Genomic DNA, 26,954 nt, shown 5'->3' on the forward strand with positions numbered 1-26,954 from the left:
ATAAGCTACGGATTGCTCCGTGCTTCGCACTCCCGCAATCCTACAGGTATTCGCGTTTTCGCCGTGTTTCACACGGCTTCACGCTCATACCTGTTGCCTTCGAAATCGCATCCAGTCTCTTACACACGCTTCGCGTGTGACGATCCTGTCTGCGTTTTCGAAGAGCTTATACACCTACATCAGATGAGAGCGAGGAAGAATACAGATGGTTAATGTTGCCGTTCTGGGTTACGGAACCGTAGGTTCCGGAGTAGTTGAAGTAATCAATACCAACCATGACAGTATCAACAAGAAGGCAGGGGATGAGATCAAGATCAAATATGTTCTTGACCTCAGAGATTTTCCGGGAGATCCGGTGGAGAAGGTTCTGGTCCATGATTTCAATGTGATTCTGCAGGACCCGGAGGTAGACATTGTCGTGGAAACCATGGGCGGACTGCACCCTGCTTATGAGTTTACCAAGAGCGCTCTTCTTGCAGGCAAGAGCGTGTGCACATCCAATAAGGAGCTCGTTGCGACGTATGGCACGGAGCTTCTGAAGATCGCGAAGGAGAAGAGCATTAACTATCTGTTTGAGGCGAGCTGCGGCGGAGGAATTCCGATTATCCGTCCGCTGAACTCTTCGCTCACAGCGGATGAGATTGATCAGATCACCGGTATTCTGAACGGGACGACAAACTATATCCTGACAAAGATGGGACGGGACGGATCTGATTTTGACGAGGCTCTCGCGGAGGCGCAGAATAACGGTTACGCGGAGCGCAATCCGGAGGCGGATATTGAGGGATACGATGCCTGCCGGAAGATTGCCATCCTTTCTTCGCTGGCCTACGGACGTCATGTGGATTATCATGATATCTATACGGAGGGAATTACCAAGATCACGGCAGTGGACATGAAGTACGCGCAGGAAATCGGCGCGGCGATCAAGCTTCTGGCGACAAGCTGTAAGGTCGACGATGGTTTCTACGCTATGGTCTGCCCGGGCATGATCAACGAAAGCAGCCCTCTTTACAGCGTGAACGGAGTTTTCAACGCGATTTTCATTCACGGGAATGTTCTCGGTGACGCAATGTTCTACGGCAGCGGCGCGGGAAAGCTTCCTACAGCCAGCGCGGTTGTGGCGGATGTTGTGGATGAGGCAAAGCATCTTCATCGCAATATAATGATGAACTGGAGCAGCAGAACCCTGAAGCTGTGTGACGTCAGTACGATGGAGAATCGTTTCTTTGTTCGTGTGAAGGGATCCGTATCAGAAAAAATTGACAAGGTGAATGAGATTTTTGGCAGGGTAGAGCCGATCAGTCTGCCGGCAGTGCCCGGCGAGTTCGCCTTTATCACAAAAAAGATGAAGGAATCTGAATTCAAGGCAAAAGCGGACCAGATGGGTGAAGAAATCCTCGGAAGAATCCGTGTATTTTTCTGAAAAAGACAGGCACGTGACAGGGTATTCAATGCCACATGAGGTTCGGGAGACGATGGTCTCCCGGTCCTGCATGTGGCGTTATTCAACAGAGAAGCCGGCTCATCTGTCGGCGGAAGAGGTGATTAGAGAATGGTAAAACATACAGGAGAGAATTATTACATTTCTACGGCTATTGCATATGCGTCCGGAAAACCCCATATCGGTAATACCTATGAGATCGTTCTTGCGGACAGTATTGCGAGATTCCGCAGGATGCAGGGATATCAGGTATATTTTCAGACCGGTACGGACGAGCACGGCCAGAAGATTGAGAACAAGGCCGAGGAGAAGGGATGCACGCCGCAGCAGTATGTAGATGACGTGGCAGCTGAGATTCACCGGATCTGGGATCTGATGAATACCTCCTACGACAAGTTCATCCGCACGACAGATGCGTATCACGTCAGACAGGTCCAGAAGATTTTCAAAAAGTTCTATGAGCAGGGCGATATCTACAAGGGACATTATGAGGGATGGTACTGTACGCCGTGCGAGTCCTTCTGGACGGATTCCCAGCTGGTGGACGGCAAGTGCCCGGACTGCGGACGTCCGGTCACACGGGCAAAGGAGGAGGCATATTTCTTCAGAATGAGCAAATATGCGCCGAGACTGATTGAATACATCAATGAACATCCTGAATTTATTCAGCCGGTATCCAGAAAGAATGAGATGATGAATAACTTCCTGCTTCCGGGGCTTCAGGATCTCTGTGTATCCAGAACATCCTTCAAATGGGGAATTCCGGTAGACTTTGATGACAAGCATGTCGTATATGTATGGCTGGACGCACTGACCAACTATATCACCGGACTCGGCTATGACGCCGACGGGAACAGCAGCGAGCAGTACAGGAAGTTCTGGCCGGCGGATCTTCATCTGGTCGGAAAGGACATCATCCGTTTCCATACGATATACTGGCCGATCTTCCTGATGGCGCTGGGCGAGCCGCTCCCGAAGCAGGTATTCGGACATCCATGGCTGATCCAGGCAGACGGCAAGATGAGCAAGTCAAAGGGAAATGTGATCTATGCGGATGATCTGGTCAATCTCTTCGGGGTTGATGCGGTCCGGTATTTTGTTCTTCATGAGATGCCGTTCGAGAATGACGGTGTCATCAGCTGGGAGCTGATGGTGGAACGCCTGAATTCTGATCTTGCGAATACGCTGGGCAATCTGGTAAATCGTACGATTTCCATGTCAAATAAATATTTCGGCGGAATTGTCGAGAACAAAAATGTGAATGATCCCGTGGACGATCAGCTGAAGGCGGTTGTCACAGAGACTGCGGGCAAGGTCGAGGAAAAGATGAAGGGACTTCACGTCGCGGATTCGATTACCGAGATTTTTGCGCTCTTCAAGCGCTGCAATAAATACATTGATGAAACCATGCCGTGGGCACTCGCCAAGGATGAGACAAAGAAGGACAGACTGGCGACGGTTCTGTACAATCTCGCGGAGAGCATTACCATAGGAGCATCGCTTCTTGAGCCGTATATGCCGGAAACGACGGAGCGGATTCTGAAGCAGCTCAATACCGGGAAGAGAGATTATGCAGATGCCGACAAATTCGGCCTGTATAAGAGCGGCACGAAGGTGACGGAAGAGCCGGAGATTCTGTTTGCAAGACAGGACCTGAAGGATGTCATGGAAAAGGTAGAGGAGATCCGTAAAGGACAGAAGGCCGCGTCCGGAGAGGCTGCGCAGAGCGGTACAGCCGGCGAAGGGGCTGATGCAGCAGGAGAAGAGAAGCCGGAGATCCACGTTGAGCCGAAGGCGGAGATCACCTATGATGATTTTGCGAAGATGCAGTTCGCGGTAGGTGAGGTTCTGGAGTGCAGAGAGGTTCCGAAATCGAAGAAGCTTCTGGTGTCTCAGATTAAATTCGGTGACCAGACCCGTCAGATCGTGTCCGGAATCAAGAAATGGTATAAGCCGGAGGAGATGGTCGGCAAGAAGGTAATGTGCCTGATTAATCTGAAGCCGGCGAAGCTTGCCGGTCTGGAGTCGCAGGGCATGATTCTCGCCGCGGAAGACAGTGAGGGAAATGTGACTCTGATGGCACCTGAGAAAGATATGCCGTCAGGCTCCGGGATTTCATAAATAAAATTTTTTAGAGAAAATGCCGTTATATAGCGGCTGGGTTATACGGAAGACTGCAGCAGGTGTGTTGCAGTCTTCTGCCATATAAGGGGCTGTGCGAACGTGTGGCCCGGGACAAAACGGATAAGGGCGGCTGCAGGAACGCGTTGCCCGGGACAAAACGGATAAGGGCGGCTGCAGATACGCGTGGCCGGGACAAAACGTTAAGGGTGGCTGTACGAGCGCATAGCTCACGACAAACCGTTTCAGCAGTATGTGCTGATGTTTACGGCATGGAATTTTACCCTGTGAGGTGATGAAGAATGATATTTGATACACATGCGCATTACGAGGATGAAGCTTTTGATGAGGACAGAGATGAGATGATCCGGACCCTTCCGGATTATCATGTGGGACGGTTCGTCAACGTAGCTTCCGACTGGGCCAGTCTGGAAAAAACGCGAAGGATAGCGGAGAGTTATACAGATGCCTTTGCCGCATTTGGTCTGCACCCGGACAACGTCGGGGAGCTGAATGAGGAACGGGTAAAAGAACTGGAAGAATATCTGCGTTTTCCGAAGTGCGTGGCTGTGGGAGAGATCGGACTGGATTATCACTGGAACAAGGATAACCGGGAGGAGCAGATCTACTGGTTCAGAAGGCAGCTGGAACTGGCGAGAAGTCACAGGCTTCCGGTAATCATTCACAGCAGAGACGCTGCACAGGATACGATGAATATTGCCCGGGAGGAGAACCTGGGAGAGATCGGCGGTGTGATTCACTGCTATGCGTATTCTGGCGAACAGGCGCTGGAATATACAGAGATGGGGATGTATCTGGGAATCGGGGGTGTGGTCACATTCAAAAATGCCAGACGTCTGAAGGAAACGGTGCAGGCAGTTCCTCTGTCACATCTCGTTCTGGAGACTGACTGCCCGTATCTTGCGCCGGAGCCGAACCGGGGAAGCAGGAACAGTTCCCGGAATCTCCGGTATGTGGTGCGTGCGATCGCGGAGCTGAAGGGGATATCAGCGGAGGAAGTCGAGCAGACAACCTGGGAGAATGCCTGCAGAATGTACCGGCTGCAGTAAGCCTGACCTGACAGCCTGAAATATTGCAATTGGGATTATCGGAGGCATTATAAAATGTATCGGATGCAATAGGGCGGATTAGAAAGATGACGGAAGAAAATCGGGCCCTCATTTGTGTAATTTTCCATATTTTTCTATACGAATCCAAATCTTTTTGTGATATTATGACTGTATAAGCTCTTCGAAAACGCATACAGGATCGACACGCGCGAAGCGTGTGAAAGAGACTGTATGCGATTTCGAAGGCAACAAGGAAAAGCACGAAGAGACGCGAAGCGGTTAAAGGGACGAGAGGACATTTTTTATAGAGAATAGAGACAGCAATTCCATAGAAAATAGCATCCGTATAAAGGAGAGGGATATGGCAAGAAAAAGCATCGGGGAAGAAAAGAAAAGCGAGACCGTGGAGAGGGCGACGGCCGCAGTGAAAGAGGCTTCCGGAAAGGCTGCCAGGGCAGCGAAGGAGGCATCGGATATCGCGTCGAGGGCGATGAAGGATGCAACGGAAAAGGCAGGCAAAAATGCGGCTGCTACCGTAAATTCAGTGAAGAAAAATGTGAAAAGATCGGTGGCGAAGGCACAGTCGGGAAAGATTGTGGATGAACCGGAGATTTCCGGGAAATCCGAAAAAACAGAAGAGTCTTCGGAAAACAAGGTTAAACAGGACCCGCATATTTTTTCTGATCTGGATTCTTATCTGTTCGGTCAGGCGACTCACTATGATCTGTACAAGAAGATGGGCGCGCACACAGCGCGTCTGAATGGCGAGAACGGAACGTGGTTCACATTATGGGCGCCGAATGCGGTCGCGGCGTATGTGATCGGAGAGTTTAACAGCTGGGATGAGAATGCGAATCCCATGAAGAAGATCGAAGATCAGGGAATCTGGGAGATCTTTATCCCGGGAGCGGCAGTGGGTCAGCTCTACAAATATCTGATCATCTCGAAGAACAATCAGAAGCTGTACAAAGCGGATCCGTACGGGAACTGGGCGGAGCTTCGTCCGGGAACGGCTTCGAGAATAGCGGATTTGAGCTATCGGTGGGGTGATGCGGCATGGATCCGCAACAGGCAGAACCTTGTGCCGGAAACGGCTGCGCTGTCGATCTACGAGGTGCATCCCGGGTCCTGGATGAAGCATCCATACAGTGAGGAAAATCCGGAAGGGTTTTATACCTACCGGGAATTCGCGAAGCGGATCGTCGAGTATGTGAAGGACATGGGATATACCCACGTCGAGCTTATGGGCATAGCCGAGCATCCGCTCGATCAGTCCTGGGGATACCAGGTGACAGGATATTACGCACCGACTTCCCGCTACGGGGCGCCGGCTGATTTCAAGTATCTGGTGGATTATCTTCACCGCAACAAGATCGGTGTAATTCTGGACTGGGTACCCGCGCATTTCCCGAAAAACGCCGAGGGACTCGCGAATTTTGACGGCGATGCCGTATACGAGCATGCGGACCCGAGACAGGGAGAGCATCCGGACTGGGGCACCAAGATCTTTAACTACGGCCGTCCGGAGGTGAAGAATTTCCTGCTTGCGAATGCGCTTTACTGGGTGGAGGAGTTCCATGTGGACGGCCTGAGGGTGGACGCGGTTGCCTCTATGCTGTACCTGGACTACGGCAGAAAGGACGGAGAGTGGATCGCCAATAAATACGGGGACAACAAGAACCTCGAGGCGATTGAATTTTTCAAACATCTGAACACGCTTGTGCCCGGTCGGAATCCGGGCGTCATGATGATTGCCGAGGAATCAACCGCGTGGCCGAAGGTGACCGGAAAGGTGGAGGACGGCGGCCTCGGGTTTACCTACAAGTGGAACATGGGCTGGATGCATGATTTTCTTGAGTACATGAAGCTGGATCCGTATTTCCGCAAGTTCAACCACAACAAGATGACCTTCGCGATGACCTATGCGTTCAGCGAAAGATATATACTGGTTCTCTCACACGATGAAGTGGTTCATCTGAAATGCTCGATGATCAACAAGATGCCGGGACAGGACGACGAGAAGTTCCAGAATCTCAAGGTCGGTTATACCTTCATGTTCGGCCATCCGGGCAAAAAGCTGCTGTTCATGGGTCAGGATTTCGGACAGTACAGAGAGTGGAGCGAGGAGAGGGAGCTGGACTGGTTCCTTCTGGAGGACAAGAAGAACGAGCATCTGCAGGCATATGTGCGTGACCTGCTGAACATGTACCGGAAATATCCTGCCCTTTACGCAAATGACAAGGGCTATGAGGGATTTGAATGGATGAACGCGGACGACTGCGACCGGAGCATCTTCAGCTTTGTGAGATGGTCGCCGACGAAGAGAAACAATCTTCTCTTTGTCATCAATTTCACGCCGGTGGAGCGCGCGGACTATATGTGCGGCGTGCCGAAGGCCGGGAATTACACGCTGATTCTCGACAGCAAATGCGAGAAGTACGGAGGGGATCACAAGGTTCCGCTCAAATACAAGGCCGAGGAGGGCGAATGCGACGGGCAGAAGCTTCACATCGCCTACGAGCTTCCGGCTTACGGAGCCGCGGTATTCAAATTCAACTGACAGACTGTGTAAAATTTTGCAATATATGCATGCAGCATATACTGCGGGAGTATCTGTTAACTTTTGGAATGAATCGCTTCCTTTCTGCGATAGCTTAATTTTAAGGTGATTGTATGTTTGGGAAAAGAGAACTATTTTTAACATATGATACGATAGAATTGCAAAATATTACCAGAAAGCTTAATAGTGCTAAGATTAGATATGAGATAAAAAGTAGCGATTTTGGAAGGTCTAACAGAGGTTCTGGATTGCTGGGCAACTTTGGTGAAAATCCGAACCAAAAAATTATGTACTATGTTTATGTGAAAAAAAATGACTATGATTTTGCAAAATCTGTGATAGACGATGTTTTAAAGGGAGTTTAGAAGATTGCTTTTGTTATTTTAGTTTTGAACTAAAATTTAAAAGAAAGGGGCGGCCCTTTTACATATCGTTTGTTAATGCTCCGACAACAATTAACATAGCATTAACACAGACTTTATATTAAACAGATAGTTTCTCCGGGTTATCTTTTGTACGCTTAATCTATATGTTAATGGAGCGTTACAGATCCCGGAGGTAGGTTATGAATGAGAAGGTACAGATAGTATTTGGTCTGCTGGGAGGACTCGCGATTTTCCTGTTCGGCATGAACATGATGAGCGACAGTCTGCAGAAAGCGGCCGGAGAGAAGATGCGCACGGTGCTGGGGATGCTCACCAGAAATCCGGTGCTGGGAGTGATTTCAGGAGCACTGGTTACAGCGGTTTTGCAGAGCTCCAGTGCGACGACGGTCATGGCGATCGGGTTCGTGAGCGCAGGCCTGATGACTCTTCCGCAGGCGATTTCGATCATCTTCGGAGCGAATATCGGAACGACCATGACGGCTCAGATCATAGCGTTCAAGCTGAGTGATTATATCTTTATCATCATTTTCATCGGTTTTATCATCGGATTTACCGCGAAGAAGCAGAAGATCAAATACATCGGAAATACCATCCTGGCTTTCGGGCTTCTGTTTGAGGGAATCGAGATCATGGGCAGCGTGATGAAACCTCTGGCTTCCAGTCCCTTCTTTATTAACCTGATTGGGAAGGTCGCTCATATTCCGGTGCTGGGTGTTCTGACAGGTCTGATGATGACTCTTGTAGTGCAGAGCTCCAGCGCTACCATTGCGGTTCTTCAGAATTTTGCGTCTCAGCCTGCCGCAGACGGGATCACAAGCATCATCGGCCTTGCGGGAGCGATACCGGTTCTCCTGGGCGATAATATCGGAACGACGATCACAGCCATTTTGGCAAGTATCGGCCAGAGCATCGACGCAAAGCGGACGGCGCTGGCGCACTGTATCTTTAATGTGAGCGGCAGTCTGCTGTTCATCTGGTTTGTAAAGCCCTACGCGAATCTGATCACGATGATCTCTCCGAAGGGCAATGAGGTAGATGTCATTTCCAGACAGATTGCCAATGCCCATACCGGTTTCAATATCATCATGACTCTGATCTGGACGCCTCTTCTGTGGCTGATGGTCAGGATCGTCATGAAGCTTCTCCCGGGAAAGAAGGAGCGGGTGGTTCCACTCGGCGAGCCCAAATATCTGGATGACAAGCTGATCCGGCAGCCGGTTGCCGCGCTCCATCTTGTGGCGCAGGAGACACTTCATTCCGCGCATATCGTCCAGCGGATGTTCGGAAAGGCGGAGGAGATCACACAGAAGGACAGTGATGCCGTACTTGGGACAATCCGTGCGGAGGCTGCGGGGGTACATGAGCTGTCAGAAAAGATCAACGAATATCTGGCCGCTGTTTTTTCGTTCGGTGCCATCACGGAGGACCAGGCATCCATGGCGACAGGTGTTCTTCTGATTCAGAGTGAAATCGACCGGATTGCGGATCTGTGCCGGAGTATCATTGAAAACATCGCGGGAGCGAAGAATATGAAACTGAAATACTCCAAGGATGCGATGAAGGAGCTTCGGAAATCCATGGAACTGATTCGCAGGATGTTTGAGGAAACACTTGTCCTCATGGCGGATCCCGGGAAAATTGAGACGGACAGTCTGAAGAAGGAACGGGAGATGGTCATGGACATCGATGAAGGGATGCGGAAGGATCACGTGAAGCGGGTCGCAAAGGGAAAGTGCGATGCGAAGATGACGGTGAGCTTCAACGCGCTTCTGCACGATCTTGACCGGATGGGAAGCAGCTGCCTGAATCTGTCGGATACCGCGCTGAAGGAGATCAATTTCAGCACACTTCTTCAGGGTGAGCCGGATCCCGAGAGAGAAGAACTTCTTCAGAGCAGTCCACACCCGGAGAGTGAAGAAATTCTTCAGGGCGGGATGGATCCGGAGAGTGAAGAAAGGATTCCGGCGGATGCCGTCCGTCCGAAGGCCAGGGCAAAGAAGGTCCGCGTATGAGGTCCTTGCGTACAATTGAAGAAATCCGAAACATTTGGTAAGATAGAGGTGTCGTGCACATGTGGCGCGGCACTTTTTGAATGACAGGAACAGTGGTATGCGTTCGGCTGTGAAGGGGCTGTGCGCGGAGAACGCCGCGGCAGACCGATGAAGTCGGTCAGATGTGGCAGCTGCGAGAGGTGCGAAAACAACGGAGCAGCTGGCTTTATAGATTAAATGCTGACCCGATTGCGGGGCATGAAGGGCTGCTTTGGCATTGTACGGCGGAGATCACGTTGGAAACCGGATGTAATTCCGATAGACTGAATCAGGACAGGCGGGAACATGAGTACAGATGAGAAAAAATACAGGGGTTATGTAGGCGTGTTTGATTCCGGAGTCGGAGGAATCAGCGTTTTGAGGGAAATGATCCGCGAGCTCCCGAACGAGAATTTTTATTATTTTGGGGATTCGGCGAATGCGCCTTATGGCGAGAAGACGGTAGAGAAGGTACAGGAGCTTTCCATGGCGATCGTGGATCGCATGGTGAATGAGGGATGCAAGGCGATTGTCGTCGCCTGCAACACCGCAACCAGTGCGGCGGTAAGGCTGATCCGGGAGAAGTACGAAAAGACAATGCCGGTGATCGGAATCGAACCTGCGCTGAAGCCGGCCGCCAGAGAGGAGCATCACGGGAGGATTCTCGTGATGGCGACACCGGTCACACTGAGGCTGGAGAAATACCATGAGCTTTCGGGAAGACTTGCCGGGGAGGCGGAATTCATCCCGGTTTCCTGCGCGGGTCTTGCCGACCGGGTGGAAAAGGGAAATCTGGATGCGGCGGACGTTACACAGATGCTTGAGAGGATGATCGGGCCTTATCGGGGACAGGTTGACGGAATTGTACTGGGATGCACGCACTATCCGTTTCTGAAGAAGCAGATTCACAGCGTCATGGGAGATGTGCCGCTCTACGACGGGGGCAGAGGAACCGCAAGGGAACTGCACCGCCAGCTTTCGCGGCATGGTCTGCTGAATAAAGGAGAAGAGCCGGGAAGAGTCGTTCTGGATTCCAGTCTGAGGACAGAGGAAGAAATGAAGATTTACCGGCAGCTTCTGGATGCGGACATCGAATAATCTGGATTCGTGTGAAGGATGTCAAAAATATAAAACGCCGCGCGGCGATCCGTCGTTCCGGATGGGCGGAGCAGCGGGTCGCCGTGCAGCAGAATCAGCCGAGCTTTCTCACGGTATCGGCAGCGGTCTTCAGGGCGATTTCCATCATTTCATGGAAGGAGGTCTTGATCTCTTCCGGGGAGAGATGCTCCGGCTTGAAGAGGTGATCGGAAATGGTAAAGAGGGCCAGTGCCTTTTTGTGAGCGTACATGGCCTCTGTATAGAGACCGGCGCTTTCCATTTCTACGGCAAGAAGCCCTGCCTCTTTTTCCTTTTCCGCAACGGCAGGATCGGGATAGTAGAAGAAATCGGAGGAATAGACGCTTCCGACGGAGGTGCGCACACCCATTTCATCTGCGATTCGTACCGCGTCGCGGAGCATGCCCCAGTCTGCGGTCGGAGCGATCGTGCCGGGCAGTCCGTAGCGGGACGGAGCGGCGGAGTTTGTGGAGGCGCTCATTGCAACGACAACGTCACGTACATTGACATCGTCTCCGACGCCGCCTGCGGAACCGATTCGGATGATTCCTTCGACGCCATAGAAGGTGAACAATTCATGGGAATAAAGGGTGATGGAGGGAATTCCCATGCCGCTTCCCATGACGGATACCTCGACACCGTCGTAGATCCCGGTGTATCCGAGCATTCCGCGGACATCATTGAACAGGACCGGGTTCTGAAGATAGGTTTCCGCCACATATTTTGCGCGGAGAGGATCGCCTGGCATCAGGACTACTTTTGCAACATGTGTTCCGTCTTTTACTTCCATGCATGCGGATGGTGAAACATTTCCCATAATTCATTAGCTCCTTTCGATGGCTTTGCGAAACCGGATTCTGGAAAAGGAATGCCGGCGGCAAAGCAGATGCAGATAGTTCAGATTTTTTTGCCGTGCTCCGTCAGCAGATAAGCGCGTGCGGGACGGCGGTTAGATTTCGTTGATATTTTAGCATATCTGAAGGGAACATGATATAATTCTCTTCATAAAAAACCACGGGCCTCAGAGTATGCGATGGCAGTGGTGTGAACCGGACGAACCGGTTTTACCATTCATCAGGGAGACGGATATGATGATAGGAAAAAAGAGGACAGGACTTTTCGTTCTGACTGTGCTTATGTGCGGGGCCCTGCTTGCGGGCTGCGGCTCCGGAGACTTTCATGTCTCAGAGCTTCCGGATATGTTCCGGAATTTTTTTAATGTGAATAAAGATCTTGAGGATACTTCCTCGTCAGCTGCGGACTCTGTTTCCGGAGGAAGCGGCGAAACGGGTGATCCTTCAGGATCGGGTTCGGATGCGGGAAGCGGTTCCGGAAAGCAGTCCACATCGAGTTCCGGGCAGTCGATTATCTCGGACATTTCTTCGTTTCTGGATGGAGTGACCGGGGATTATAAGGACAAACTGCCGGAGGGCGATTCACTTTTTGTGAATAATGCCCCGGTTTTTTACTACTACACGCAGCTTTCCGCGGAGGAACAGGGAATATACAATGCGCTTCTGGCGGTGACGAGAGACCCGACATCTACGGATTATCACAAAAAGGTGACGGTCAGTGAGGATCCGTCATCTGATGCATTTGGCAGGGAACTGACGATTGCATACGAGGCGCTGATTTACGATCATCCGGAGCTGTTCTGGTTCCGGCAGAGCAGCGGAAATTTCCAGTATTATTACAACAGCCTGAGCACAGGCGGGACGTATGATGTTATGATCCGGCTGAGCAGGACGTATGATGATTATCAGAACCAGATGACAGCCTTCAATCAGGCGGTGAGCAATTTTATGGCGGACATAGATCTGACGCGTTCACAGCCGGAGATTGCGCTGCAGATCCATGACAAGCTGATTGATACCGTGACCTATGACAAGGATCTGGCTGCGTCCTACTCACCGGACGGTGCCTTTGATTACGGGTATACCGCATACGGTGCACTGGTCGCCAACAGCAGAAACCAGGCAAATACCTGCGTCTGCGACGGGTATTCTTATGCTTATGAGTATCTTCTGCAGCAGGCGGGAATTACATGTACGAGAGTCGGGGGATATGCGGGCTCAGATCCGGATTCCATGGAGGCACATTCGTGGAATCTGGTTCAGCTGGACGGTGAATGGTATGAGGTGGATCCGACATGGGACGACCAGGACTCGGACCCGCAGCAGTACGCGTCCGGCGGGCCGATCATTGACGCGGCATTGAATGATGCCGCGTACTGGAACCGGATCCGTCATTTTATGTTCAATCTGACGACAGAGCAGATCAGCAATTATACGCCCGGCAGCGAGTACACATATTACACGCCGGACGGATACGCGACCTTCCTCTCATCTTCTGTGCATGTGCGGGACGATGGTACCGGGCATGCCAGTGGAACGGCGGATTATATCTCAAAGCTTGCGCCGATTGCGAACGGCACTGCCTATACCTACGATGTTCTTTCAGGCTATTCGGTGGGTTACCGGGGACAGACCGATTATGACGGGGACGGGATACCGGGCTGAGGAAGCGGATATATAGTCACAGGCAGGTGCGCAGGGGCGTGACTGTGATTTGCGCAGGCATGGCAGGAGACGGAAAAATATCCGGCCGGGAAAGCCGGAGCTGGTATAAGGGCGGAGAAGACGGAGGTGTATCCGGCCGGGAAAGCTGGAGCTGGTACAGGGCTGGAGTGGGCCGGAACGGACATCCGGCCGGGAAAGCGGAACCGGTACAGGGCTGGAGCGGGCCGGAACATATATCCGGCCGGGAAAGCCGTGAGTGATGTATGGCAGGAGAAGACGAACGATGGATCTTGTAAAGGAAAAACAGAAAAACGACCTGAAAAATATGAGTACGCTATGCTATCTGAAAAGGGACGGGAAATATCTCATGCTGCACCGGACCGTGAAGAAGCATGACGTCAACAGAGACAAGTGGATCGGAGTCGGCGGCCATTTCAAGCTGGGAGAGAGTCCGGAGGAGTGCGTGATCCGTGAGGTGCGCGAGGAAACGGGCTACACACTGACATCCTGGCAGTACCGGGGGATCGTGACATTTGACTCCGGAAAAGGGGATTATGAATATATGTCTCTGTTTACCGCGGATGGATACAGCGGCGAGCCGGCAGAATGTGACGAGGGCGAGCTTGCGTGGATCGACATCGAAGAGGTGTGGAAGCTGAATCTCTGGGCCGGAGACAAGATTTTCTTCCGGCTCATCGACGAGAACGTGCCGTTTTTTTCCCTGAAGCTGGTATATGACGGGAAAGACAGACTGGTGACTGCGGTCTTGAACGGCCGTCCGATGGAGCTGTTTGATGTGCTGAAGGAGGACGGGACCAGAAGCGGAATTGTGCAGGAAAGGAATGTAGTGCATCGGGAGGGAGATCCTCACGGAACGGTCCATATCTGGATTGTGCGGCCGTCGGAAGGCAGCCCGTCGGGCATGGAGGTCCTGCTGCAGAAGCGGAGCGCAGACAAGGATTCGAATCCGGGCTGTCTGGATATCTCCTCGGCCGGGCATATCGATGCCGGCGACGAGCCGCTGGAGTCGGCGCTGCGGGAATTAGGGGAGGAACTTGGAATTCATGCCGGTGCCGGGGATCTTGAGTATCTGGGTGTCCATGAGGGAAGCTATGAGAAGGAATTTCACGGCCGGATGTTCCGTGATCACGAATTCGCGCATCTCTTTGTCTACAAGAGACAGGTCGACGAGAGCCGTCTCGTGCTCCAGAAATCTGAGGTAGAGAGCGTGCGCTGGATGGATCTGGAGGAATGCCGGCAGATGGTACTGGAGAACAGGGAGGCGACCTGTATCTACCCGGATGAATTTGATCGGGTGCTCGAGTATCTGAAAAAACAGAGATAAACAGATGATATAGGGGCCTCTTCAGCGTCATTTGGAAGGAAAAACACTGCATACCTGTACAAGCCCGGATTCAGCCGGACTTGTGCGGGTATGCAGTGTTTTTTACGCGTGCGCTTTTCCTGTGTTCATTTGAATGTGGGCAGGATACTCCGACCGTTCCGGCCGGGGAAATTTGAAGGCGGGCAGACGCTTCGACCGCTCAGGCCGGGGAAATTTGAAGGCGGGCAGATACTCCGAGCGCTCAGGCCGGGGAAGCATGCTATTGCGTTTTTTACGCGAGTGTTTGCGTTCAGGCAATGGCATTGAGCAGGCCGGTGGACTGCAGGAACAGAACGAACATCATGACCGGGGCGACATATTTGATCATGATGACATACAGCTTTTTGCGGGTGAACCGGTCTCCGCTGGACTCCATTTCATCGATGATCCATTTCGGACCGACCACCCATCCGATCAGAATGGTGGAGAGCAGGGAGATAAAGGGCATCATGAAGCTGTTGCTGATATAGTCCATGATGTCGAGCAGCTGTCCGACAGAACCGTTGGGAAGCCTGACCTCCACATAGAAGATGCTGTATCCGAGCGCTATGACAGCGGAAGCTGCCATATAGATGATGGTCAGAATGACGGTGACCTTTTTTCTTGAGGCGTGAAAGAGTTCCATGCAGTTGGCAACAATGGCCTCCAGAACGGAAATGCATGAGGTCAGGGTGGCGAAGGCCGCCATGATAAAGAACATGGCGCCGATGAATATGCCGGGGGCTCCCATCGCATAGAATACCTTCGGGAGGGATACGAACATAAGGCTGGTTCCCGCGCTCATGCCGTCTGTTCCGGAGAATACGTAAATGGACGGGATAATCATCATACCGGCGAGAAGAGCCACACCGGTGTCGAAGATCTCGATCTGATTGACGGAACGGTTGAGATTCACATCTGGCTTTACATAGGAGCCGTAGGTGATCATAATCCCCATGGAGACGCTGAGCGAGAAGAACAGCTGGCTCATGGCATCCAGAAGGATCTGCAGAAATCTTCCCAAGGTCAGACCGGATAAATTCGGCGTCAGGTAGACAAGAAGTCCCTGTATTCCGGTTCTGGTGACGCCATTTTCATCCGTGTGGCGGAGTGTCAGTGAAAAAATGGCAATCGCTACAATGAGAACCAGCAGAATCGGCATCATCCACTTGGAGACCATTTCAATTCCTCCCTCTACACCTTTATAGACGATGATGGAGGTCACAGCCATGAACAGCAGAGCAAAAAATACCGGGGATACCGGTGAGGTAATAAAGGAGGTGAAGAAGCTGTCGCCGGCAGCTGCCTTCTGTGCTCCGGTAAAATATACGACAATATAGCGGCTGATCCAGCCTCCGATTACGGCATAATAGGTCATGATGAGAACGGGTACGAAGAATGTGATGATTCCGAGGAATTTCCAGCGCGGCCGCATGGAGGCATAGGCGTAAATAGAGCTTTTCCTTGTTTTTCTGCCGATTGCGATATCGGAGGTCAGAAGCGTGAATCCGAAGGTGAGAACCAGGCAGAGGTAGATGATGAGAAAAAGTCCTCCGCCGTCCTTGGCCGCAAGGTAGGGGAACCGCCAGAGATTTCCCACACCGACCGCGCTTCCGGCGGCAGCCATTACAAATCCCAGCTGTCCGCTGAAGGAGCCTGTCTTTGATTTCTTCTTTCCGGATCTGTTCCGGTCTGATTGAGCTGTCATTGTGAATTATTGTCCTCCTTATTTCTGTATTCATATATATTGCTTTTATTGAAGGCGTTGTTTTTTTCAAATGGGCTGCATTCCCGCAGGAGCGTTGTCCAGTATGGCGGGGCTGCATTCCCGCAGGAGCGTTGTCCTGTCTGCCCGGGCTGTACCGCACAGGTTCACGGGTTCACAAGTGTATCTGCGTAGAGCTGCTGCGCGCAGAAATACGAGACGTATCTGCGGAGGGCTGCAGCGGGCAGAATTACAGGGCATGGGTGCCACGGATCACTTTATGCAGAACGACCAGCAGAAGCAGATGCAGCGGGTAGAAGAAGTAGAAGAAATACTTCATTTTCCTCTTTCCCCTGGAGCGGTTGTAGGCTGCCACCGGAAGGAGTGACAGAAAAGCTGCCGGTTCCTGGAACAGACAGAAGCATGCCCAGAGATCTGCGGTCAGGGGACTTTTGAAAATCCGTCCATTCAGATAGTAGAAGCAGGCGAGAGCGCCGATTCCGAAGACGTCATAATCTGTGCGCAGAAACCATGCGGCAGCGGCAGAAGCGAAGACGGTCAGAATCTGAAGCAGTACGGCGGGAAGCCGGACCGGGTCGGATCTGCTCCGGATGGTGTCCAGAAAGCAGAACATCAGAAGCCCCAGCAGAAGGGTAAATACGGTGTTCTGCCAGCGGGGATCGAAAAACTGACCCGACATGGCAAGATTGAAGGGAATTTCCGAAACGAGAGCGAGCAGCGCGACGCGGATCATGTATTTTCGAAGATTCCGGGTGTGGAAATAGCCCTCTGCCAGAAGGAGACAGAAAAGAGGAAAGGCCAGTCTGCCGATGATGTTATCCAGGACAAAATACAGGGAAGAGTCCAGCTCTGCCTGAAAGACCTTCGCGAAATGGTCCAGAAACATGCTGACGCACGCGATGATTTTCAGCTCATTACCGCTCAGCGATATTTTTTTTGCGGGATGCGGATGAAACAGATTCTTCATAAATTAAATCCTTTCGTCAATCATTGGCGGAAACCCACTACCTTCAGGTGGTGGGAGGAGCCTTATAAATCTTTAGCCATCAACCCTGACTCTCAATATGCTTTTGTATAGTCGCTGACGATACTTCTCCAATACTGCAAGCAAAGTATCCATCTGACCAAAGTATCCTTTTCTTCCAATACTGTTGAGACAGAAACGAACCATACTTTTGCCATAGGTAATATGTTGTTTCTTGCTTTACAATCTTAACAATGTCGCAAACCCTATCAGTCGTATCATAACTTATTAAGAAATGTATGTGGTCTTTGTCTGTTTCCATAGCAATTATTTCGTAGTCCCGAGTATTGGCTATATCAAAAATCTTTTGCTTAACATCGTCAGCAATTGAACCTTTTAATAGTTGCTTACGATATTTACAAGAACTATATGTACTTTTAGGCTGTATTTTCGTCTGTTATGACGATTATATCTATTTCTCATAGTTTACCTCTGATAGTTATTGACTTTCACTAACTGCGATTATACTATATTTAGTGAAATGTCAACAAAAGGAGTACATCTATGGAACAGATGACGATAACAGCGAAAGTTCAAATAGTCGCCACTGATACAGACAAGGTTTTGCTTGATGAAACTATGTCTGTTTATCGTGATGCCTGTAATTATGTTTCAAACTATGTATTCCAAACTCATGATTTAAAGCAGTTTTCACTTAATAAGGTTTTGTATTCTACTTTAAGAGAAAAATTTGGCCTTAAATCTCAAATGGCTCAGTCCGTCTTGAAAACGGTCATTGCAAGATATAAAACTATTCTTGAAAATCAAAAGGAGTGGATACGGCCAGCCTTCAAGAAACCTCAGTATGATTTGGTCTGGAATAGAGATTATTCTTTAACGAAAAACTGTTTTTCTGTGAATACGCTTAATGGTCGTGTTAAATTGCCATATTTCACTGAAGGCATGTCTAAATATTTTGACCCCACAATTTATAAGTTTGGTACTGCTAAGCTCATAAACAGGCATGGCAAATATTATCTTTACATACCGGTAACTTATGACGTGGAAGAAAGTAATATTTCTGACATTTGTAATGTTGTAGGCATTGACAGAGGGATTAACTTCGTTGTTGCAACCTATGACAGTAATCACAAGTCTGGATTTGTTAGCGGGAAAGCTATCAAGCAAAGACGCGCTAGCTATTCCAAACTTCGCAAAGAACTCCAAACGCGACGGACACCTTCGGCAAGAAGAAGACTGAAAGCTATCGGTCAGCGAGAAAACCGTTGGATGCAGGATGTGAACCATTGTGTATCAAAGGCACTCGTTGAATCCAATCCAAAGCATACTCTTTTCGTACTTGAAGATTTGACAGGTGTTCGTAATGCCACAGAACGTGTGAAAACAAAAAATCGCTATGTTTCTGTATCGTGGGCGTTTTATGACTTCGAACAAAAATTAATTTACAAAGCAAAACAGAATCAATCTTCTGTAATAAAAGTTGACCCTCGTTACACAAGTCAGTGCTGTCCTATCTGCGGACATACTGAAAAGGCTAACCGTAACAAGAAGATACATTTGTTTGCTTGCAGGAACTGTGGCTATCAATCAAATGATGACCGTATTGGAGCTATGAATCTGTATCGTATGGGAATAAACTATCTTGCTGATAGTCAAGTACCTGATGCAGTTGCAGCAGAGTAAACTTTGCTGCAAGGGGTGCTGTCAACCACCCCCATGATGTAACGCCACTTTAGATAGCAGTATCTATTGGGGTTAAAGGTCGGAGACGTAAGTCGTTAGTACGACTGGGCAGTTACAAGCCCATGACCTTTAGGTCGTGGGTAGTTGACAGCTACCTGTGGATACGGACGTCCTGCAGGCGGTCGTCAAAATCAGGAAACACGCATATCCTGCAGGCAAAGTGTCAAAAAGTTCTGCAAGGCCAATAATGAAAACCATTATACCATAAAGTGACGCCGGGTAAATCCTACAAAATCCGGAAAAATTATTTGTGGATAGTGACGTACTTTACCGGCTTGAAAAAGGTGCAGGCGCGTTATATTCTTAAACCATCAAATCCATCACACATTTCTACACAGATTCCCAGACAACTCACTTATACCCACAGGCAAGCCTGTGGATTTCCCCGCTAAACATTTATGACCTGTATGAACATGTCTGCTCGAATGAAAGAATAAAGATATATGTCTGCCTGAATGAAAGAATGAGTCTAAAGATACACGTCTGCTCGAATGAAAGAATAAGCCTATGAATACACGTCTTCTTGTACTGGTTCTGGCAGAGGGAGCCGCGCTTTCTGACCTGAAGGAGGAGAAAATTCCGAACAGATGGGTTCTGACCGGACTTCTTCTCAGTCTCACAGGGCAGATCCTGTTTTGCCGGGAAAGCCGGTGGCATCCGGAATTCCTGTCTGCGCTGATTCCTTTTCTGCTTCTGATCCCCTTTTATCTGTTCCGGATGATCGGAGCAGGCGATATCAAGCTTCTGATGGTGACCGGGATTTTCATGAAGCCCGGCCAGATGCTCCTGTTGCTTCTGTTTACATTTCTGCCGGCAGCCGTGTATGCCGTTCTGCATTTGTGCCTCTCACCGTCCGGTTCGGACCGATTCCCCATTTTTGACCGATTCCATTCTATGAAGAGATACGTATATACATTTTCGGGTTCCGGAGGTCTGGAACCATACTGGAAGAGCAGCCGACCGGAAGAACGGGTGCATCTGGCAGTTTTTATATTCGGCGCGCTGATTCCATGGGCTGCGGGATGGTACTGAGGAGGGCAGGACAGAGCCGTGGGGCCGTGCCATAGAGCGCGGGACTGAGGAAGGACAGAGCCGTGGGGCCGTGCCATAGAGCGCGGGACTGAGGAGAGAAGGACAGAGCTGTGAGGGTGTGCCATGGGCGGGATGGTACTGAGGAGGGATGGACAGGGCCGTGCGGTCGTGCCATGGCGGTCTGTGTCAGAAAAAATCCGGAAGGAGGAGAATTTGATGCGAAAAGTACTTGCGGTGTGCGACACGGAGAGAGAATACGCGGTTCGCTTTATGAACTATTTAACGGAAAAGCAAAATCTTCCATTCGAGATCCGGAGTTTTACTTCGGTAGAAACGCTCAGAGAATTTACGCTTGAACATCATATTGAGATTCTGCTGATTTCAGAAAGGGCGGCCGATGATGAGATACGTCAGATGGATATCGGGACGGTGATGATTCTGGCAGAGGACGGCTCCGGCCTTCCGGAGGAGGGATTCCCGGAAGCCGCGAATTGCCGGCAGATTTACAAATATCAGAGCCAGAGCCGTGTAGTCAGAGAAGTCATGGACTGCTACGGAGCGGAGAAAGCCGCGACGGAGCCGGAGGTCATCGCAAAGCCGTCCTGTATTAGAACGGGGATATGCTCCGTGTCGGATCCGGGGCAGAAGGTGATTTTTTCCATGATATACGGACGGATTCTGTCGGAAAGATTTCCGAGCCTGTATCTGAACCTGGAGCCCAGATCCGGTATGGAGCAGTTTATTCCCGAAAAGGGGGAGAGTATGCGGACGCTCAGCGATCTGATGTATTTTTACCGACGCGGGAGAAGCGGTCTGATTTATCAGCTGAGTACAATGCTGCGCAAATTCGGCTCTCTCGATTATCTGCTTCCAGTGAGGGATGCGTCGGATATCGGGGAGATGACGGAGGATCAGTGGACGGGGATGCTTGGCGAGCTGACGCGAACCAGTACATACCGCAGAATCCTTCTGGATCTGGACTGGAAGATGAACGGGTTTGACGAGCTGATGCAGGGCTGTGAGGAGATCTACGTCATCGCGCATGACGATCCTGTTTCCAGAATGCGGAACCAGGCGTTTGCCGCCGAGCTGGAGGAGCGTGCAGGCAGAGAAAAAATACGGGAGGTGATCCTTCCGGATCCGGACTCTGCTCCCGGAAATGATGATTTCCTGGAGAGACAGCTGTCCGGGAGGCTGGGAAGGATCATACGGGGATGCATGGATTTCAGTGAGATGACGGAGGAGGGAAAGCGGTGCGGAACGAGGATATCTTTGAGAGAATACGGGCCGGCCTGATGGATCATCTGGAAGAAAATCCGGATCTGGAAGATGAGGAAATACAGGAACTTATTGATGATCTGATCCTGAATGATTCATCGTCTTCCCCGATGTCTCTGGCCGAGAAGGAACAGCTGCACAAATCGCTTTTCTATTCGGTCCGCAAGCTGGATGTCCTGCAGGAGCTGATGGATGATCCGGAGATCACGGAGATTATGGTGAACGGGTATCGTCATATCTTTTATGAGAAGGGAGGGAGACTCTATTCCTGGAAACGTCATTTTGCTTCGCGAGAGAGGCTGGAGGATGTGATCCAGCAGATTGTGGGCAGGTGCAACCGGGTGGTAAATGAACAGAGACCGATCGTAGACGCGAGGCTTCCGGATGATAATGGTTCGCGGGTGAATGTGGTCATGAATCCGATTGCGCTCGACGGACCGATTCTTACGATACGACGTTTTCCGGAGGAGGCTGTGACGCTTGAGCATTTGATCCGGTGGGGAAGTGTGACGAGAGAGGCGGCAGTTTTTCTGAAGGACCTTGTGGAGGCGAGGTATTCGATGCTTATCGGGGGTGGAACGTCGACAGGAAAGACGACATTTCTGAATGCGCTGTCATCCTGTATTCCATCGGAGGAGCGCATCATTACGATCGAGGATAACGCCGAACTTCAGCTTCAGGGCATTCCGAATCTGGTTCGGATGGAGGCGAGAGACGCAAACCTGGAGGGAGGTCATGCCATAACGATCCGGGATCTGATTAAAGCTGCTCTCAGAATGCGGCCGAGCCGGATCATCATCGGAGAGGTGAGAGGAGCGGAGGCAGAGGATTTTCTGATGTGCCTGAACACAGGGCACTCCGGAAGTCTGGGGACAGCACACGCCAATAGTGTGAGGGATATGATATCGAGGCTCGAGATGATGGTCCTGATGGGAGAGCAGCTTCCGGTTCCCGTGATCCGCAGACAGATTGTGTCCGGAGTTGAGATCATGATTCATCTGACAAGAGAGGCGGACGGGAAACGGCAGCTCGGGGAAATCGCAGAGCTTTCCGGGATGAAGGGAGAGGAGCCGGAGATCCGTACCCTGTTTGAAAGGGACAGAGAAGGAGTGCTGAGAAAGGTCAATGAACTTGGAAATCGTGAAAAACTGGAAAAGCTCTGGCGGAGGCGCAGCCTCCCGTGAGGAAGATCGAAAAGGAGGAACATCAGGCAGAAAAGTTCTCAAAGAACGTTCTGGAGAAGGAGAAAAGAAGGAAGGACGCTGGAGAAAGACCGTAGAGGCGGAAGGAGCAGGAAGAAAAAGAAAGACCGAAGGGGCGGAAGGGCCAGGCAGAAAAAGAAAGACCGCATGGGCGGGAAGGGCAGGCGGATCCTATGAAATAAGAGGGGCGAAAAGAATACGCAGGACAGGAAGGACGGACTACCGGGTTTACACGTTTTCACCTGTGGAGCTTCTGAAGTACGGATTCATCGGAATGCTGCTGGGAGTGTGCGTGGTATGGCTGTGCTACCATTCCCTCTTTGCTGCCCCGGTGGCTGTTCCGGTCATGGTCTTCTATGTTCTCGCGAAGAAGAAGCAGAAGCGGGAGGAAAGGCAGCGGCTGCTGAATTATCACTTCCGGGATTTTCTGTCTTCTCTTCATACGAATCTTCTGGCCGGCTATTCTCTGGAAAATGGTGTCCGCATGTCGGCATCTGATCTCACAAAATTGTATGGAAGGAGGGATCCGCTTGCAGCAGAACTGAAGGATATTACAGGGCAGATGCGGTTCGGAAAGCCGGTAGAGCAGCTGTTCCTTGAACTCGGAACGCGGAGCGGAGTGGAGGATATCATGAATTTCAGCGAGGTTCTGGTGATCGCAAAGCGGACCGGCGGGGATATGAGTCATATTCTGGAGTCAACGTGGAGAAATATCTGCGAGAAGATCGATACCCGGCAGGAAATTGACACGGTTACGGCTTCCAGACGATATGAGCAGAGCATCATGAGCTTCATGCCGGCGGGGATTATTTTGTACATGCGGGTGACATTTGAAGGATTTTCAGACAAAATCTACGGAAATCCGGCAGGCGCCGTTCTGATGACCTTCTGTCTGATCCTGTATGCAGGAGCATTTGCGGCGGGAAGAAAGATGTGCAAAATCGAGGTCTGAGCATTGAGGAATATACAGGTAGCATGAAGTAAACCCTTGTACGATAAGTTGTGTCACACACTGTATAAGGTCAGCTAATGGCAGGAGCATTGTATAAGTATGTGGTGTGGGAAAGGAGGCAGAATTGATAAAAATGGTGCTTCCGGCAGCTACAGCAGCGGCTGTCATCTGGCTTTTCCGTCATCAGAAAATATCCGGCGTCTTTTTTCTGATTTTAATCATCAGTACCGCGGCTGCGGGAGTGGTGGTCTTCCGGGAGATACGGGAGGGAGACTGGGAAACGGTGAAATCCGTCAGGAGAACATCGGGGGAAGCTGCGGGAGAACAGGTGGAGCTGGCCGTCGCGTCCGGAAGGGGCGAAAAAGAGGAAATCACAATTGAGATACCGCAACAGAGTTATTCGTCTCGGGAAGCGGAAGCAGAGATCCGGAAGGAGATGCAGGCACTGGACGAGAGGATTCTGGGAAAGAATGCAGATTTCGGGCGGATTGAGTGGAACCTGGAACTTCCGGAGAACTTTACGAACCCGTCGATGACGGTGGAGTGGTCTACGGACCGCCCGGATCTCGTCAGCTGGGAGGGCGTTCTCTCTCCGGAGATTCCGGAGGTCGGAGATAAGGTGACATTAACCGGAAAACTTTCTCTGTCCGGAAAAGAGGAAGAATATCAGAGGGTGATGACTGTATATCCCTCAAGAGAAAAGGAGGCGGTACAGGAAAGAATTCAGAAGGAAAGTGAAGCGCTGAATGAGAGAGCCGCAAAGAATGGAAGAGATCTGTCGGAGGAATACCTGCTTCCGGAGCGGGCGGACGGAGAGAAGCTGACCTGGTACAGGAAAATCAGTCATAAGGGAGCTTATCTCTGCATGATCATTCTTCTGGTTGGAATTGCTCCTTTTTTTGCGGGAAAGGACAGAAAGGAGAAAGCAGAACAGAAACGAAGGAAGCTCCTCACCAGTCAGTATCCGGAACTGGTAAGCAAGCTGCAGCTGCTTACGGCAGCGGGCCTCAGCGTGAGAAAGGCGATGGAGAGACTTGGAAGGGAGTACCGAGAAGTCGGCATAACCGTGGCGGAAATGAATAATGGGGTGTATGAGCAGGACGCTCTGACACACTTCGGAGAGAGATGCGGCACACCGGAGTACAGAAAGCTGGCTCTGCTTCTCGCCCAGAGCCAGAAAAAGGGAGGCAGCCAGCTGTCAGGGATGCTTGAAAAAGAAGTGCAGGAAGCATTTGAGACCCGGAAAAGACGCGCAAGAGCGGAGGGAGACCGGGCTGCCATACGCATGGTCTTTCCGATGTTTGTCATGCTTGGAATTGTACTGCTTATCATCATCATTCCGGCGACAATGCAGCTCTGACGAAATCCGGATGAGATTCAGGAAAACGCCATGCCCCGCAGGCGGTACGCCACCAATGTGCACAAAGCATGGAAGAAGTATCTACGGGAACATGAACAAAGCCAGGGGAAAGTATCTCTGAGAAAAGGAGGACAAAATGAAAAAACTGCGAAAGATGCTGAGGGCTTTTTTGATGGAAGAAGATGGAATCAGCACGGTGGAAATCATACTGATCATTGTGGTGCTGATTGGACTTGTGATTATCTTCAAGAGTCAGCTGACAAGTCTGGTGTCTAGTATTCTGAGCAAGATTACAAGTAAAAGTCAGGGGATCTGAGGGGGATCGATGATGGACGGCACGCGGTGATTGTTAGCGGAAAAACGCAGAAAGAACAATACGGAGCGGGGAATTGCTAACAGATAACCGGAGGAAGAGCGATGAGGGGCAAGATGCGGAAATTGTTAACGGATAACCGAAGAGAGAGGATGAGCCGGGGCAGTATCACACTGTTTGTCAGCATGCTGCTGTTGGTTCTCCTGGGGTTGATTTTTGCGGGACTGAAGTCCATGCGGCAGGCTGCGGCGAGAGCCGCGACTGCCAGTGCCCTGGAGCAGGGATTGTATTCGGTATTTGCGCAGTACGACCGCGAGCTGTTTGAGGATTATGGACTGCTGTTTCTGGACGGAGGGTACGGGACATCCGGTCTCCGTCTGGATGAGGTGCTCCGGGAGACGGAGACGTACTCGGAGTATGTCCTGGATCCGACGAAGAATAACCTGACGGGAGGAGGAAATCTGCTGAGCATCCGGCTGAACAGAGAAAATTGCTCGGTGACGGGTTATGTCCTGGCGACCGATCAGGAAAATACCGCCTTTCGAAGGCAGGTGTGTGAACAGATGAAGCTCCAGGCCGGAGCGGAACTGCTGAAAAAAATATCAGAGGGAATATATGAGGATGGAGAAAAGGCGGACGGGCTGAAAAAGCAGGCCGGAACGTACCGGACGGAAAATGCGCAGGAGTATTATGACAGAGATGTTGCCGAGGGGCTGTGCCGTCCGGTGCCTTCGGTCGAACAGAGCGGGGAAGAATCGGAAGAAATCTCGGCGGAAGAAATCGCAGAGGGATTCGGCGGCAATGTCGTGCCGGTCTGGGAGAACCCACTTCTTTCTTACCAGCTCCTCCGGGGGAAAGGCCTGCTGAAGCTTGTGTTCGGAGAAAATGAACCCGGTCTTTCCCGGAAAAGCATTGGAGCAGGAGAACTGCTGAGCGACAGAGAACATTCTCTGGGGATGGGGATGACGCCTTCGAAATGGGAAGGACCGATGGAAAAACTTCTGATCCAGGAATTTCTGATCGAGGACTTTCCGTGCTTTCAAGACGGAGAACAGCAGAAGCCGCTTTTATACCAGGCAGAGTACGCGATAGGCGGGAGGAGAAATGACCGGGACAATCTGAAACTGGTACTTTCGAAGATGCAGGTTCTAAGAGCGGCGTCCAATATGATTTTTCTGATGACAGACCCGGATAAAAGAGCACAGGCGGATCTGCTGGCAGCCGGAATCAGCGCAGGACTTCTGAACCCGGAGCTTGCGCCTGTTCTGGCATTTGCGATCCGGGTGGCGTGGGCGTACGGAGAGTCTGTTCTGGATCTTCAGGTTCTGACTCAGGGCGGAAAAATACCGCTCGTAAAGACGGCGGAATCCTGGCAGCTGTCAATCGAAAATATCGGGAGATTCACATCTGCGGCAGGAAATGAGAGAAAATCCTCTCTGACCGGTCTGGAATACAGGGACTATCTGAGAATTCTGCTTTTGGGCGAAGGAACGGAAAAGCTGACGGAGAGAATCATGGATCTGACGGAACTCAATATCCGAACCCATGAGGGGAAGAAGAACTTCCGTCTGGATCACTGTATCGATGCCGTGAATGTCGAAATCGGAACCTCCGTCGGTACCAATACCTATACCGCGGAGAGAAGTTACGGGTATGATATGTAGCTTGCTAACCATACCGGGGAGAGAAGCTGCGGGTATGATATGTAGCTTGGTAGCTTGCTAACCATACCGGGGAGAGAAGCTATGGGTATG

Annotated in this window: 21 protein-coding genes and 1 pseudogene; 18 read left to right on the forward strand and 4 right to left on the reverse strand. The window is 50.9% G+C overall.

What is annotated here, in order from left to right; all coding sequences use genetic code 11:
• The first annotated feature begins 205 nt into the window (after window positions 1–205).
• The 7 genes from ACTQ3A_RS08265 (at window position 206) to murI (ending at window position 10,709) form a co-directional block, all read left to right on the forward strand.
• Window positions 206–1,426, forward strand: coding sequence for a homoserine dehydrogenase (locus ACTQ3A_RS08265; RefSeq protein WP_441100835.1), 1,221 nt, complete (start codon window positions 206–208; stop codon window positions 1,424–1,426).
• A 129-nt stretch (window positions 1,427–1,555) separates the two neighbouring features.
• The gene (metG, locus tag ACTQ3A_RS08270; protein ID WP_441100836.1) at window positions 1,556–3,565 is read left to right on the forward strand and encodes a methionine--tRNA ligase; all 2,010 of its coding nucleotides are present in this window, start codon (window positions 1,556–1,558) and stop codon (window positions 3,563–3,565) included.
• A 302-nt stretch (window positions 3,566–3,867) separates the two neighbouring features.
• Complete coding sequence (locus ACTQ3A_RS08275; protein ID WP_441100837.1) at window positions 3,868–4,635, forward strand: TatD family hydrolase; 768 nt, start codon at window positions 3,868–3,870, stop codon at window positions 4,633–4,635.
• Window positions 4,636–5,125: 490 nt separating this feature from the next.
• Entirely contained in the window at window positions 5,126–7,195 is a 2,070-nt protein-coding gene (gene glgB / locus ACTQ3A_RS08280; protein ID WP_441100885.1) for a 1,4-alpha-glucan branching protein GlgB, read from the forward strand.
• A 113-nt stretch (window positions 7,196–7,308) separates the two neighbouring features.
• Entirely contained in the window at window positions 7,309–7,560 is a 252-nt protein-coding gene (locus tag ACTQ3A_RS08285) for a hypothetical protein (protein ID WP_441100838.1), read from the forward strand.
• A 200-nt stretch (window positions 7,561–7,760) separates the two neighbouring features.
• Window positions 7,761–9,593 carry a Na/Pi cotransporter family protein gene (locus tag ACTQ3A_RS08290; protein WP_441100839.1) on the forward strand — a complete coding sequence of 611 codons (1,833 nt, stop codon included), beginning with the start codon at window positions 7,761–7,763 and terminating at the stop codon, window positions 9,591–9,593.
• Between the two features lie 324 nt (window positions 9,594–9,917).
• Complete coding sequence (murI, locus tag ACTQ3A_RS08295; protein WP_441100840.1) at window positions 9,918–10,709, forward strand: glutamate racemase; 792 nt, start codon at window positions 9,918–9,920, stop codon at window positions 10,707–10,709.
• A 94-nt stretch (window positions 10,710–10,803) separates the two neighbouring features.
• Here the strand turns inward: murI and deoD are convergent, their stop codons facing one another.
• A complete protein-coding gene (gene deoD / locus ACTQ3A_RS08300; protein ID WP_441100841.1) occupies window positions 10,804–11,544 on the reverse strand; it encodes a purine-nucleoside phosphorylase in 741 nt (246 codons plus the stop codon).
• 271 nt (window positions 11,545–11,815) lie between these two features.
• Here deoD and ACTQ3A_RS08305 point away from each other — a divergent pair, with 271 nt between their 5' ends.
• From ACTQ3A_RS08305 to ACTQ3A_RS08315, 3 genes are read left to right on the forward strand one after another with little or no spacing between them, the layout of a single operon-like run.
• A complete protein-coding gene (locus tag ACTQ3A_RS08305; RefSeq protein WP_441100842.1) occupies window positions 11,816–13,246 on the forward strand; it encodes a transglutaminase domain-containing protein in 1,431 nt (476 codons plus the stop codon).
• 38 nt (window positions 13,247–13,284) lie between these two features.
• Entirely contained in the window at window positions 13,285–13,506 is a 222-nt protein-coding gene (locus ACTQ3A_RS08310; RefSeq protein WP_441100843.1) for a hypothetical protein, read from the forward strand.
• A gap of 23 nt (window positions 13,507–13,529) precedes the next feature.
• Window positions 13,530–14,591: an NUDIX domain-containing protein gene (locus ACTQ3A_RS08315; RefSeq protein ID WP_441100844.1), complete on the forward strand. Its 1,062-nt coding sequence runs from the start codon at window positions 13,530–13,532 to the stop codon at window positions 14,589–14,591.
• A 289-nt stretch (window positions 14,592–14,880) separates the two neighbouring features.
• On the opposite strand, the gene ACTQ3A_RS08320 is transcribed toward ACTQ3A_RS08315, so the two are convergent.
• From ACTQ3A_RS08320 to tnpA, 3 genes and pseudogenes are all read right to left on the reverse strand, one after another.
• Window positions 14,881–16,317, reverse strand: coding sequence for a sodium-dependent transporter (locus ACTQ3A_RS08320; protein WP_441100845.1), 1,437 nt, complete (start codon window positions 16,315–16,317; stop codon window positions 14,881–14,883).
• Window positions 16,318–16,564: 247 nt separating this feature from the next.
• The gene (locus ACTQ3A_RS08325; RefSeq protein WP_441100846.1) at window positions 16,565–17,302 is read right to left on the reverse strand and encodes a TraX family protein; all 738 of its coding nucleotides are present in this window, start codon (window positions 17,300–17,302) and stop codon (window positions 16,565–16,567) included.
• 79 nt (window positions 17,303–17,381) lie between these two features.
• A pseudogene (gene tnpA / locus ACTQ3A_RS08330) lies at window positions 17,382–17,782 on the reverse strand (IS200/IS605 family transposase).
• An 81-nt stretch (window positions 17,783–17,863) separates the two neighbouring features.
• On the opposite strand from tnpA, the gene ACTQ3A_RS08335 reads away from it, so the two are divergent.
• From ACTQ3A_RS08335 to ACTQ3A_RS08370, 8 genes are all read left to right on the forward strand, one after another.
• Window positions 17,864–19,003 (forward strand): RNA-guided endonuclease TnpB family protein, encoded by a 1,140-nt coding sequence (locus ACTQ3A_RS08335; protein WP_441100847.1) that lies wholly within the window; start codon window positions 17,864–17,866, stop codon window positions 19,001–19,003.
• Window positions 19,004–19,570: 567 nt separating this feature from the next.
• Window positions 19,571–20,095: a prepilin peptidase gene (locus ACTQ3A_RS08340; RefSeq protein ID WP_441100848.1), complete on the forward strand. Its 525-nt coding sequence runs from the start codon at window positions 19,571–19,573 to the stop codon at window positions 20,093–20,095.
• Between the two features lie 216 nt (window positions 20,096–20,311).
• Window positions 20,312–21,391 carry a hypothetical protein gene (locus ACTQ3A_RS08345; protein WP_441100849.1) on the forward strand — a complete coding sequence of 360 codons (1,080 nt, stop codon included), beginning with the start codon at window positions 20,312–20,314 and terminating at the stop codon, window positions 21,389–21,391.
• A complete protein-coding gene (locus tag ACTQ3A_RS08350; RefSeq protein ID WP_441100850.1) occupies window positions 21,349–22,557 on the forward strand; it encodes a CpaF family protein in 1,209 nt (402 codons plus the stop codon). Before ACTQ3A_RS08345 ends, ACTQ3A_RS08350 begins: the two co-directional genes overlap by 43 nt.
• Entirely contained in the window at window positions 22,514–23,527 is a 1,014-nt protein-coding gene (locus ACTQ3A_RS08355) for a type II secretion system F family protein (protein ID WP_441100886.1), read from the forward strand. Before ACTQ3A_RS08350 ends, ACTQ3A_RS08355 begins: the two co-directional genes overlap by 44 nt.
• Before the next feature lie 133 nt (window positions 23,528–23,660).
• A complete protein-coding gene (locus tag ACTQ3A_RS08360; protein ID WP_441100887.1) occupies window positions 23,661–24,887 on the forward strand; it encodes a type II secretion system F family protein in 1,227 nt (408 codons plus the stop codon).
• Window positions 24,888–25,023: 136 nt separating this feature from the next.
• Window positions 25,024–25,203: a Flp1 family type IVb pilin gene (locus ACTQ3A_RS08365; RefSeq protein WP_441100851.1), complete on the forward strand. Its 180-nt coding sequence runs from the start codon at window positions 25,024–25,026 to the stop codon at window positions 25,201–25,203.
• A gap of 113 nt (window positions 25,204–25,316) precedes the next feature.
• Window positions 25,317–26,864: a DUF5702 domain-containing protein gene (locus ACTQ3A_RS08370; protein WP_441100852.1), complete on the forward strand. Its 1,548-nt coding sequence runs from the start codon at window positions 25,317–25,319 to the stop codon at window positions 26,862–26,864.
• Window positions 26,865–26,954 lie beyond the last annotated feature (90 nt).

Source organism: Bilifractor sp. LCP21S3_F8, assembly GCF_052117805.1.
In the GTDB taxonomy this organism is placed as follows: domain Bacteria; phylum Bacillota; class Clostridia; order Lachnospirales; family Lachnospiraceae; genus Bilifractor.